Annotated in this window: 11 protein-coding genes; 5 read left to right on the top strand and 6 right to left on the bottom strand. The window is 46.3% G+C overall.

The genetic code is table 11. The annotated features are described in order from the left end of the window. Positions 1–45 precede the first annotated feature (45 nt). Genes C8R34_RS10495 through C8R34_RS10480 form a run of 4 tightly spaced genes read left to right on the top strand, consistent with a single transcriptional unit; the run spans position 46 to position 3,276 of the window. Positions 46–588, top strand: coding sequence for a chorismate lyase (locus C8R34_RS10495; protein ID WP_110340472.1), 543 nt, complete (start codon positions 46–48; stop codon positions 586–588). After that, positions 585–1,454 (top strand): 4-hydroxybenzoate octaprenyltransferase, encoded by an 870-nt coding sequence (gene ubiA / locus C8R34_RS10490; RefSeq protein ID WP_110340470.1) that lies wholly within the window; start codon positions 585–587, stop codon positions 1,452–1,454. The genes C8R34_RS10495 and ubiA overlap by 4 nt, the downstream gene beginning before the upstream one ends. A gap of 10 nt (positions 1,455–1,464) precedes the next feature. Continuing rightward, entirely contained in the window at positions 1,465–2,928 is a 1,464-nt protein-coding gene (gene ubiD / locus C8R34_RS10485) for a 4-hydroxy-3-polyprenylbenzoate decarboxylase (protein WP_110340468.1), read from the top strand. Between the two features lie 3 nt (positions 2,929–2,931). Next, positions 2,932–3,276: a DMT family protein gene (locus tag C8R34_RS10480; RefSeq protein WP_110340466.1), complete on the top strand. Its 345-nt coding sequence runs from the start codon at positions 2,932–2,934 to the stop codon at positions 3,274–3,276. Positions 3,277–3,392: 116 nt separating this feature from the next. Here C8R34_RS10480 and C8R34_RS10475 read toward each other — a convergent pair whose 3' ends face one another. The 6 genes from C8R34_RS10475 to rimP all read right to left on the bottom strand — a co-directional run bounded on the left by C8R34_RS10475 (position 3,393) and on the right by rimP (position 10,548). After that, a complete protein-coding gene (locus C8R34_RS10475; protein WP_258364460.1) occupies positions 3,393–4,256 on the bottom strand; it encodes an HDOD domain-containing protein in 864 nt (287 codons plus the stop codon). A 234-nt stretch (positions 4,257–4,490) separates the two neighbouring features. Next, the gene (truB, locus tag C8R34_RS10470) at positions 4,491–5,465 is read right to left on the bottom strand and encodes a tRNA pseudouridine(55) synthase TruB (protein WP_110340464.1); all 975 of its coding nucleotides are present in this window, start codon (positions 5,463–5,465) and stop codon (positions 4,491–4,493) included. Between the two features lie 13 nt (positions 5,466–5,478). Next, positions 5,479–5,862: a 30S ribosome-binding factor RbfA gene (gene rbfA, locus C8R34_RS10465; protein ID WP_110340462.1), complete on the bottom strand. Its 384-nt coding sequence runs from the start codon at positions 5,860–5,862 to the stop codon at positions 5,479–5,481. 26 nt (positions 5,863–5,888) lie between these two features. Next, positions 5,889–8,531, bottom strand: coding sequence for a translation initiation factor IF-2 (gene infB, locus C8R34_RS10460; RefSeq protein ID WP_110340460.1), 2,643 nt, complete (start codon positions 8,529–8,531; stop codon positions 5,889–5,891). 89 nt (positions 8,532–8,620) lie between these two features. Next, entirely contained in the window at positions 8,621–10,093 is a 1,473-nt protein-coding gene (gene nusA / locus C8R34_RS10455; protein ID WP_110340458.1) for a transcription termination factor NusA, read from the bottom strand. A 26-nt stretch (positions 10,094–10,119) separates the two neighbouring features. Further along, on the bottom strand, positions 10,120–10,548 hold the full coding sequence (gene rimP, locus C8R34_RS10450; protein WP_110340512.1) for a ribosome maturation factor RimP: 429 nt from the start codon (positions 10,546–10,548) through the stop codon (positions 10,120–10,122). 270 nt (positions 10,549–10,818) lie between these two features. Between rimP and acs the strand changes: the two genes are divergently transcribed. Beyond that, entirely contained in the window at positions 10,819–12,789 is a 1,971-nt protein-coding gene (gene acs / locus C8R34_RS10445; protein ID WP_110340456.1) for an acetate--CoA ligase, read from the top strand. Positions 12,790–12,810: the final 21 nt, after the last annotated feature.

Genomic DNA, 12,810 nt, shown 5'->3' with positions numbered 1-12,810 from the left:
AAGATTTCTCATCATGCAACAACCCCATTTGCTTGCGCTGCCACGATGAACAAAGCCCATCCGTTGGCATGGCATGCTGCGCTGACCTCTGTTTCTTATCATCAACGCAACTGGCTACAGGATCGTGGATCACTGACGCGCCGTATCCAGGATCGTTGTGCGCATTTTTGCGTAAAGCGCGTATTTCAGTCGCTCAGTAAAGTGTATGGAGATGAGCTGGATGTGATGGGGTTGCGTGCCAATGAATTGGCGATGGTGCGGGAAGTTTATCTGTATTGCGGCAATACGCCGGTGGTATTTGCGCATTCTGTGGTAGCCCACAAAAATTTGCGGGGTGCGTGGCGGGGTTTGAGCGGACTGGGTAATAAATCACTGGGAACGGTTTTGTTTACCAATCCTAGAATCGAGCGCACACCGCTGGAATTTAAAAAAGTCAGTCAAGGTCATTTTCTGTATGACCGTGCATGCGCTAAGTTGTCAACAAAACCGGCCCATCTGTGGGCGCGGCGCTCACTATTTACGTTGCACGGACAGTCGATTTTAGTGACCGAAGTGTTTTTGCCGGCTATTCTGGATTTACCCTTATGAGCATTGCCAATCGAATTCAAATCTACGCGCAACTGATGCGGCTCGATAAGCCGATCGGCATTCTTTTACTACTGTGGCCGATGTTGTGGGGGCTCTGGTTTGCGGCGCGTGGGTTGCCGGATTGGCATATTCTAGTCATTTTTATCCTAGGTACGATCCTGATGCGCTCGGCAGGTTGCGTCATCAATGATTTTGCTGATCGTAACATCGATCCGCATGTCGAACGTACCAAGAACCGCCCGATGGCAGCCGGCCGAGTCAGCGCCAAAGAGGCTTTGTTATTGGCGGCCGGATTAAGCCTGTGCGCATTTCTGCTCATTTTGCCTTTGAATCAGTTGACGATTCTACTGTCTGTGCCGGCACTTTTCCTGGCGGGAACGTATCCATTCACCAAGCGTTTTTTTGCCATGCCGCAGGCTTATCTGGGTATCGCATTCAGTTTTGGTATTCCGATGGCGTTTGCCGCACAAACGGATAGCTTACCGTCCATCATCTGGTTGTTGATGTTGGCCAATTTGTTCTGGGTAATTGCGTATGACACGGTGTATGCCATAGTCGATAAGCCGGACGACTTGAAAATCGGTATCAGGACTTCTGCGATTACTTTCGGGCGTTTTGACGTGCTGGGCGTGATGATATGTCATGCCTGCTTTATTATGATCATGATTTACATCGGACAATTGCAGCAGATGAATCTGGCTTACTATGCCGGGTTGATGGTCGCAACGGGGTTGGTGTTGTACCAATATACGTTGATCCGTAACCGTGACCGGGCGCTGTGTTTCAAGGCATTTTTGCACAATAACTGGGTAGGGATGGTGGTGTTTGCCGGAATCGCATTCGATTTCCTCATCTTTCAGAGCTAAGGATTCATTCATGCAATATAAAGACCTGCGCGACTTCATCGCACAATTGGAAGCCATGGGCGAACTCAAGCGCATTCAAACGGAGATCGATCCCGCGCTGGAAATGACGGAAATCTGTGATCGTATCCTGAAAGCGCAAGGCCCGGCGGTAATATTTGAACATCCCAAAGGGCATAGCATGCCGGTGCTGGGTAATTTGTTCGGTACGCCGAAGCGGGTGGCACTGGGGATGGGGCAAGAATCGGTTGAAGCATTGCGAGAAGTCGGCAAGTTATTGGCTTATCTAAAAGAGCCCGACCCGCCGAAAGGACTGAAGGATGCCTGGGATAAACTGCCGGTGTTGAAACAGGTGTTGAATATGGCACCGAAAGCGTTGAGCAGCGCGCCATGCCAGGAGATTGTGTGGGAAGGCAACGATGTCGATTTAAGCCGAATACCGATTCAAACCTGCTGGCCGGGGGATGTAGCACCGCTGATCACCTGGGGATTGACGGTCACGCGCGGGCCGAATAAAACCCGGCAGAACCTGGGTATTTACCGCCAGCAAGTCATTGCGTCCAATAAGGTGATCATGCGCTGGCTCGCGCATCGGGGCGGGGCGCTGGATTTTCGTGAATTCAGTCTCGCCAATCCGGGTAAACCGTATCCGCTCGCCGTTGCTTTAGGTGCCGATCCTGCGACCATTCTAGGTGCGGTGACGCCGGTGCCGGATAGTTTGAGCGAATACCAGTTTGCCGGTTTGTTGCGCGGTGCCAAAACGGAAGTGGTGAAATGTATCGGCAATGATCTGCAAGTACCGGCCAGTGCCGAAATCGTGCTGGAAGGCGCTATCCATCCCAATGAGACTGCGCTGGAAGGCCCTTATGGCGACCATACCGGTTATTACAATGAACAGGAAACTTTCCCGGTATTTACCATCGAGCGCATCACTATGCGCCGCAATCCGATTTATCATTCTACCTACACCGGAAAACCGCCTGATGAACCGGCGATTCTTGGCGTGGCACTGAATGAAGTGTTCGTGCCGCTGCTGCAAAAACAATTCCCGGAAATCACCGATTTTTACCTGCCGCCGGAAGGATGCTCGTACCGCATGGCGGTGGTCAGCATGAAGAAGCAATACGCCGGGCATAGCAAGCGCGTGATGTTTGGTATCTGGAGCTTTTTGCGTCAGTTCATGTACACCAAATTCATTATTGTCACTGACGATGACATCAATGTACGTGACTGGAAAGAAGTCATCTGGGCAATCACTACCCGGGTTGATCCGGTACGGGATACGCTGCTTGTTGAGAATACGCCAATTGATTATCTGGATTTTGCCAGCCCGATTTCAGGGTTGGGAGGCAAGATGGGATTGGATGCGACGAACAAATGGCCGGGTGAGACGAACCGGGAGTGGGGGACGCCGATTGTGATGGATGAGGCAGTCAAAAAGCGGGTGGATGCGATGTGGCAGGAATTGGGAATTTGATACATGCGCGAGATTTGGCACACCATTCTGCTGTTGACCATGAGCAATGTGTTCATGACCTTTGCCTGGTATGCACATTTGAAAGAGCTGAATCACAAGCCGTGGATTATTGCAGCGTTGGTCAGTTGGGGGATTGCGTTCTTCGAGTATATGCTGCAAGTTCCCGCCAACCGCATTGGCTTTACCGTACTATCTGTCGCACAGCTCAAAATACTGCAGGAGATCATCACCCTGACTGTTTTCGTACCGTTTGCGCTGCTGTATTTAAAGGAGCCGTTGAAATTGGATTATTTGTGGGCAGCGTTGTGTATGGTGGGCGCGGCTTATTTTATGTTTCGTACGCGATGATTATTTTGGTGCCAAGCCTGACTCCAAGCAGACAGCCTCCGGAAAAACCGGGGCGATTGATCGGTATGCGAAAATCCGCTCTGGCTGGTTATTTCTTATTTGGAATGGATGGTTTTCTACCCACACAAAGCTTCCGTCAACGATTTCACTTCATTCTCAGAATCCTTGAGGATAGCGCTAAGTGTTTCCTGATCCGCTAATACGTCAATATTTCCGATGATGTCGTCATCAGTCTGGCTCGAAAGAAAAGTAAAGGGAGATTTGACGGGCGCCAGTTGATCTGCAAACAATAATGTGTCTCCAAGTGTATTGGGCGGAAAAGCCAAATAACCTTCCCACAGACAAATAATGCCTTCTTTCACGGGCTCCGGTACTGAAAGCGCGTTAAGAATTGCAGTACCAATTTTAATTTCACACTCAATCTCGCTGTTATCTTCAGAATCCTCATCATCTATCCACGAATTGGCCATAGTTCCATCCACCAGCCCAGGATAATATTTCTCACGCGCTAACAAATAAAACCAGCTAATTTCATGAATCATGCCAGCGAACATTGCCGTATCCGGATCCTGGTGCGTGATTCGACGTGCGATAACCTGAGCCAATGCGGCCACATAGGCTGAATGTTTCCATAACTGAGACACTAGCGCACTGTTCGATTGAGATCCTGAAAATTGCCACACCACAATAGCTGTGGCTAAATTTCGGACTGTCCGCATGCCGAGCAGTGTAATTGCCAGTCGCACATCGGTGATTCTTCTGCCTGAGTGATTGAAAACAGCGGAATTTGCCACGGCCACAACCTTGGTCGACAACAGCGGCTCGGCTTGAATGAGTCGAGTCACTGAATCGATACTGCAATCAGGATCTTCCAACTTCCTTTTAATATTCATTGCTGTATTGGCTGAGGTAGGAAAAACTAATTTTCCTTGTTCTACTTCAGCAGCCAACACGCTTAATAGCGCGCCTTTTTCCATCATTGATCCCTTTACTCATTATTAACCAAAGTTTGGTCCATCATTCATTTTCATCAGGTTACGCTAAGGTCATCGGTAGTCATTTGAAAATAAAAGCGAGTAATAGGGGCTATTTCCTATTTTTCTATCAAGGGTATCAGTGGGTAATACGATAGATTAGGAATACAGTGACGTGTAGTAGTTCAGACTTGATCGGATAGTCACTTCGCCAAAGCGGGTTGCGACTACTACAGTTTATTACACGGCTATTCCAAGCAACTCGGAATTTGCCAGCAAGCGTTTTGCGATTATTCTTTGTTCACTCATCGTTTCACCAAGTCCTAGAAATTGTTGCTGGTGATTATATAAACGTACTGTATTTCCTTCCGCCATACTGTTGATACCGGATAGTGGACTGGAAATGAGCCGTCCCTGCACGATATGTAACGCTGCCACCGCATCCAAAGTGATTATTGGAAATTCTTGCAACAAACTATCAATGGGCAGTAAACAATGAGCTTGTTCAGTTGCATCCATTTCTTGCAATGCCAGTAAAGTTTGCGTTTGAGATAAATCAAAGCGATCAATAACCGTACGTTTTAATTGAAGCAAGTATGCGCCACCACACCCCAATGCTTTACCAATATCCTCAGCCAATGTGCGAATATAAGTGCCGGTTCCACATTGAATAGCTAACGCCAACTCGTCGTTTATCAGCGATTTGATTTGTATTGCATGGATCATAACTTCGCGTGCCGGGCGTTCAATGACTTCGCCTTTTCTTGCGTAAGCGTATAGTGGTTTGCCTTGATGCTTCAGCGCACTGTACATCGGTGGTACTTGCATGATGGTACCGGTGAATTGCTTAATTATTTGCTCACATAACGATAAAGTGGGATTCCCAGAGTCTGTTCTGAGTTGACTGATTTCGCCTTCCGCATCGCCCGTGGTACTTAGAAAACCAAGTTTTAATGTTGCTTCATACGTCTTATCGGCGCCTAATAATACCGATGAAAATTTAGTCGCTTCTCCAAAACAAAGTGGCAATAATCCGGTTGCCATCGGATCCAGTGTGCCGGTATGGCCGCATTTGGCAGCGGAAAAGGTGCGTTTGGCGATTTGTACGGCTTTGTTGGAAGAGATACCGTGTGGTTTATCCAATAATAGAACACCACTGATGTTGCGCTTAACGGGTTTGATCGGATTGTCTGATGGAATTTTTGCGTGCGGCATGCATGCAGGTGTTTTAACTGTCGGAGTCTGTGGAGCTGGAAATTTTATCCTGAGCAATTGCTTCGTCAATCAATTTTGATAAACGAACACCGCGTTCGACGGATTCATCATAGATAAACTGCAATTGCGGCGTCACTCTCAACTTCATCCGATGCGACAAACTTGAACGTAAAAAACCCTTGGCATGATCAAGTCCATTTTCCACCAAGAAAAGATCTTCTTTGCTGGCTAGTGTCGTGTAAAAAACTTTGGCATGACTGTAGTCGCGAGTCACTTCAACAGCGGTAATGGTAATTTGCCCTACACGGGGATCTTTGATCTCGTGCTGCATGAGATCTGCCAATTCACGTTGTATCTGATCAGCAACACGGAGTGTGCGGGAGTAGTCTTTGGGCATCGGATTGGTGCTGGTTAACGCACTTGTTATAGAAACCGCGCTGTTTCGACGATTTCATAAACTTCCAGCTGATCCCCTACTTGAACATCATTATAGTTTTTTAGGGACAAGCCACACTCAAAACCTTCTCTGACTTCCCTTGCATCATCTTTAAAGCGTTTCAGTGAATCCAATTCGCAACTGTGTATGACCAAACCGTCTCGCAATACTCTGACCAATGAGTTTCTTTTAACGATACCATCCACGACATAGCACCCAGCAACAACACCTATCTTTGGAATACGATAAATTTCACGAATATCCACTAATCCCACAATATGCTCTTTACGATCCGGCGACATCATGCCGGAAAGCGCGGCTTTAACTTCGTCAACCGCTTCATAAATGATGTTGTAGTAACGTACATCAACGCCGCTTGATGCGATCAGTTTGCGTGCACTGGCATCCGCACGCACATTAAAACCAATCACAACAGCTTTTGATGCCAACGATAAATTGATATCCGATTCAATAATGGCGCCAACGCCGCTATGAATAATATTTACCTTCACTTCATCGGTTGAGAGTTTTTCCAGCGCATAAGCCAATGCTTCACAGGAGCCTTGCACATCCGCCTTGATAATCAAAGTCAGTATTTTGACGTCTTGTTGTTGATCGAAAACATTTTCAAGTTTTGCTGCTTGCTGCTTGGCAAATTTGACATCACGATATTTTCCTTGACGGAATAGGGCGATTTCCCGTGCTTTGCGTTCGTCGTCCAATACAAAAACGACTTCACCGGCCTCAGGTACTTCCGATAAGCCTTGAATTTCGACCGGAATGGATGTGCCGGCCTGCTTGATAGCCTTACCATTCTCATCGTTCATGGCACGTACTTTGCCATACACCGCACCGGCCAGTAAAACGTCACCGCGATTTAAAGTTCCGGATTGCACTAGAATAGTTGCTACCGGGCCGCGTCCTTTATCCAAACGTGATTCAATCACTACACCTTTCGCCGGTGTTTGTGTCGGTGCTTTCAGTTCCAGCACTTCAGCCTGCAGTAATATGCTTTCCAATAAATTATCGACACCTTGACCGGTTTTGGCAGATACTTCGACAAACATGGTGTCGCCGCCCCAATCTTCCGGAACTACGCTATGCGCGACTAATTCGTGCCTAATTCTTTCGACATTTGCTTCCGGTTTATCTATTTTGTTCACTGCGACGATAATAGGAATTTTTGCTGCTTTCGCATGATGAACCGCTTCAATCGTTTGCGGCATTACGCCATCGTCTGCGGCGACCACCAGAATGACAATATCGGTGATTTTTGTACCGCGCGCACGCATGGCAGTGAATGCCTCATGCCCCGGTGTATCCAAAAAGGTAATCATGCCATGGTCAGTTTCTACATGATAAGCGCCAATATGCTGCGTGATGCCGCCGGCTTCACCGCCAGCAACCCGGGTACGGCGAATATAATCCAATAATGAAGTTTTACCATGATCCACATGTCCCATCACGGTCACCACAGGTGCGCGCGGAACCAATTCCGCTTCAGTAACAGGTGCGTCGTTGTCCGCGAGGAAATTTTCCGGATTGTCCATTTCAGCATATTTTGCAATATGCCCCATTTCTTCTACGACAATCATGGCAGTATCCTGGTCCAGCATTTGATTGATGGTCACCATGCTGCCCATTTTCATGAGTACTTTAATGACATCAGCTGCTTTAACTGACATTTTCTGCGCCAATGCACTTACAGAAATTGTTTCTGGTACCATGATTTCGCGCACGATAGGTTCTGTTGGCGCGGAAAAACCGTGAATATTTGGCTCTTCTACTTGATGAACTGGTTTGCTATGTTTATCCCTACGGGTACGCCAACCCTGGCCCGTAGAAAGATCGCCACGCGTTTTAACACTACGTTTTTTAGTGCTTTCATCTTTCCATACCACTTGCTGTTTGGCTTGCTTCTTTTTCTTATCGGCTTTTTCTTCAGGTTTTCCTGCAGGTTTGTGTAGCGTCCCTTCAGTAGAATTTGATTGAGTTTCACTGGATTGCTCAGGTTCATTTTTTTTGCCAGATTCTGTTTGCGCATCAATTCCTGGTTCCGCAGCGATAGCGGGTATCGATGTGGTTGCCTCCGTTGGCTGACCTGAAGCAGTGATTGCCTCTTCGTCCTTCTTGATATCTTCAGTGAATTCGGGTTTTCTGCGCGCTTTCTTTTGCTTAATTTCTTCAGCTTGGCGTGCCATCAGCTCCGCTTGTTTTCTTGCTTCTTCACTACGTAACGCTAATTGTTCTGCATCAATGACAGATTCTCTAGCAGGTTGACTGGTTATATCGGCTGACTTAGCTGCAGGTGGAGCGGATTCCAGATCCTCGGAAACTGGTTTTGTCAGTATACGTCTTTTTCTAACTTCCACTTGAATGGTGCGTGCTCTGCCAGTACCATCCGATTTTCGGATCTCTGAGGTTTGACGGCGAGTTAGTGTAACTTTATTTTTAGTTCCGACAGAGCCATGAGTTTTTCTCAGATAATCAAGAAGTTGAGATTTGTCTTGCTCTGTCAAACTGTCTTCTGCTAATGTTTTCTTTACACCAGCGGCTTTAAGTTGTTCCAACAAGACTGTTGGCAGCAAGCCTAGTTCATTAGCAAATTGTTCTACACTCATTTGAGCCATTTATAACCTTTCAGCAATCAAAACTACAACCAGGTTTCTATCAAAAGAAATAATTTCTGATACTTTACATTATTAATCGATAATTTAAATCAAGTAAACCACGGTTCACGTGCTTTCATAATCAGACGGTTTGCATGCTCGATATCGATACCTGTCATCTCAACCAGATCATCGGCAGCTAAATCAGCCAAGTCAGCTTGCGTATTAATACCTTTTGATGCCAATTCTCGGACAATATTAATATCCATACCTTCTAATGCAAGTAGATCTTCAGCAACATGCTCCACTTTTTCTTCATTGGCAATGGCATCCGTCAGCAGTACATTGCGGGCTCGATTACGTATTTCATTGACAGTCTCTTCATCCAAAGACTCGATTTCCAACATTTCGTTGAGTGGAACGTAAGCCACTTCTTCCAGCGTAACAAAGCCTTCTTGTGTCAGTATTTCTGCAATTTCTTCATCAACATCCAATTTTTGCATAAAAAGCTGACATATTTGTGACGATTCTTTTTCATGCTTGGCTTTAGATTCGTCTACCGTCATGATGTTAAGTTCCCAGCCGGTCAGCTCGGAAGCGAGTCGTACATTTTGTCCACCACGACCGATTGCTTGAGCCAGATTATCATCATCAACCACAATATCCATACTATGCTTTTCTTCATCAACCATGATGCTACTAATTTCTGCAGGTGCCAATGCATTAATGATGAACGTTGCAGGATCGTCCGACCATAATACAATGTCAACGCGTTCTCCGGCCAATTCGCTGATCACCGCCTGTACTCTGGATCCACGCATGCCTACACAGGTGCCGATCGGATCAACGCGTTGATCATTTGACTTGACTGCAATTTTAGCGCGTGATCCGGGATCTCGTGCGGCTACTTTGATTTCCAACAAACCTTCTTCTATCTCCGGTACCTCCAATTCAAATAGTTTCATCAGAAATTCAGGAGAAATACGTGAAAGTTTTAACTGTGGTCCTCTGGAGGTGCGATCGACTTTGTGCAAATAAGCACGAACTCGATCACCCACTCGCAGGTTTTCTTTCGGTATTATTTGATCACGTGGCAATTCGGCTTCAATTTTTCCGGATTCAATAATGGCATTGCCGCGTTCCATGCGCTTTATGGTTCCGGTAACCAGATAATCTTCTCTTTCAAGAAAATCATTCAGTGTTTGTTCACGCTCTGCATCACGTATTTTCTGGAATATGACCTGTTTCGCTGCTTGTGCACCAATACGTCCGAATTCGATGGGCTCTAGCGGTTCTTCACTATAATCACCCAGGTGAATGTCATCACTGATTCTTTTTGCGTCATTTAAAGAGATCTGACGGGCAGGATCTTCTACAGTATCGTCCTCTACCACCAGCCAGCGGCGAAAAGATTGGTAGTCTCCCGTTACTCTGTCAATAGAAACGCGTGTTTCAATATCTTCATGAAAGCGTTTCTTTGTAGCGGACGCCAATGCAAGTTCCAGAGCTGTGAAGACAATTTCTTTTTCAACAGCCTTCTCACGTGCCAATGCATCAACCAACAGTAAAATTTCGCGGCTCATAGTCCTCCAGCCAAACTTTTATATACCTACAATTTTGGAACCAAACGCGCTTTCCCAAGGTTGCTCAATTCAAAGTCCAACAGTTTTCCTTCGATTTCAAGTTTTATTATGCCATTATTTGCTTCCCGTAAAACCCCCACAAAATTTCTTTGCCCTTGTATAGGAATGCGCAGCTTCAATTTAACGGTTTCCCCTTTGAATCGGAGAAAGTCAGCTTCTTTCCGCAGCGGTCTGTCAAGTCCCGGAGAGGAAACCTCTAGTCGGCCATAATCAATATTTTCAACAGCCAATAGCCGACTCAAATGATTACTGATTGCTACGCAATCATCAATCCCGATGCCACCTTCTTGGTCTACAAAGATTCTTAATAACTTGTTGTGTGCTAATCGTTCCACTTCGACCAACTCATAACCCATTCCTTCCAGAGTCGATTCCAGCAATTCTTCCAATACCATAGCCCCGCCACAAATAAAAAATGGGCTGAAAAAGCCCATCGCATCTATTGTTGTATTCTATCAAAAATTTATAAAATATGAAACATAAACTTCGCCATATGTAATGCCTTAGCGAGGATTGGCACACATTCTTCCGTCTATCATTGTGCTTGTTTTTGATGATTACCCATCACGAAGTGTGTACTTGGAAGTAAGAAGTTCAAATGACACATAATGCCAGTGATACAATTCTTGCAATCGTAATGAACAAAAGAAATACGGAGGAATAACATGTCAACCATTGAGTCAGTTTTAAATGAAACCCGTGTTTTTCCGCCTAAGGAGGAATTTGCCAGGAAAGCCAATATATCCAGTATTCAAGCCTATCTAACTTTGTGTGCAGAAGCCGAACTGGATTATCAGGGTTTTTGGGCAAAACAGGCGAGAGAACAGATTCTTTGGCATAAGCCTTTCACGCAAGTACTGGATGACCGGACGCCACCGTTCTATCAATGGTTCGCCGATGGTGTACTCAATGTTTCCTATAACTGCCTTGATCGGCACTTGGCAACACAAGCGGATAAAGTCGCTATCATTTTTGAATCGGATGATGGTGAAGTCATACAATCCACTTATCGTGATCTCCACCAACGAGTTTGTCAGCTGGCCAATGCGCTGAAATCAAGGAATGTTAAAAAAGGCGATCGCGTCATTATTTATATGCCGATGCGCATTGAAGCGGTTGTCGCAATGCAAGCTTGTGCGCGTATTGGTGCCATTCATTCGGTGGTGTTTGGAGGGTTTTCTGCTAAAAGCTTGCATGAACGCATCGTGGATGCCGGTGCAATCGCTGTTATTACAGCCGATGAGCAAGTGCGTGGTGGCAAGCATAATCCGCTCAAGGCAACCGTTGATGAAGTCATGAACATGAATGACGTAGCGTCAGTGAAATGTGTGGTGGTTTACCGGCACACTGGCGCAGACATACCATTTAATCCGACGCGCGATGTTTGGTGGCATGAGATTACCCAGAATGCCAGTACACATTGTGAACCGGAATGGGTTAACGCGGAACATCCTTTGTTTACGCTCTATACTTCCGGATCAACGGGTAAGCCTAAGGGAGTGCAACATTCCAGCGCAGGCTATTTGCTGGGGACCAAAGTAAGCATGCAATGGATTTTTGATTACAAGCCTGCGGATGTGTTTTGGTGTACCGCCGATATTGGTTGGATTACCGGCCACAGTTACGTTACCTACGGCCCTCTCGCGATGGGAGCGACCCAAGTGATTTTTGAGGGCATTCCGACTTACCCGAATGCCGGGCGCTTTTGGGAAATTATTCAAAAACATAAGGTCACTACATTCTACACTGCACCCACGGCAATTCGTTCGCTGATCAAACTGGGAGCGGATTTGCCGGCGCAATATGATCTCTCGTCATTACGCTTGTTGGGTTCAGTGGGTGAACCGATTAATCCTGAAGCCTGGATGTGGTTTTATGAAAAAGTAGGACAGTCGCGTTGTCCCATAGTCGATACCTGGTGGCAAACGGAAACGGGATGCCATATGATAGCGCCAACGCCGGGCGCGGTTGCGCTTAAACCCGGTTCGTGTACTTTTCCACTGCCGGGAATTTTCGCAGCGATTGTCGACGAAGCCGGTTGTGATGTAGAAAACGGTAAAGGTGGTTTTTTGGTGATCAAAAAACCTTTTCCTTCACAAATCCGCACACTTTGGGGGGATCCGGTGCGTTTCAAGAAGACGTATTTTCCGGAAAATACTGGTAGTGGAAAGTATTATCTGGCGGGTGATTCTGCATACCGTGATAAGGATGGTTACTTTTGGATCATGGGGCGCGTCGATGATGTTTTGAATGTATCCGGGCATCGGTTAGGAACCATGGAAATTGAATCCGCCTTGGTAGCGCACACGTTGGTCGCAGAAGCAGCTGTGGTCGGAAAGCCACATGAAATCAAAGGGGAGGTTGTAATTGCCTTTGTGGTATTAAAAGGCCAATTTCCGCATGGAGAAGAGGTTACTGAAATCATTCATACGTTGCGTGAATGGGTGGCGAAAGAAATCGGCCCAATTGCCAAACCTGAGGAAATTCGCTTTGGAGAAAATCTGCCGAAGACCCGATCAGGTAAAATTATGCGCCGGTTATTACGCACGCTCGCTAAGGGTGAAGAGATAACCCAGGATATTTCCACACTGGAGAACCCGGCCATTCTTGAACAATTAAAGCATCCATCTAAATAATACCAAGTATTTTCGTCTTGC

The organism is Nitrosomonas sp. Nm84 (assembly GCF_003201565.1).
Lineage (GTDB): Bacteria > Pseudomonadota > Gammaproteobacteria > Burkholderiales > Nitrosomonadaceae > Nitrosomonas.
This window is presented reverse-complemented; position numbering and strand designations above follow the sequence as displayed.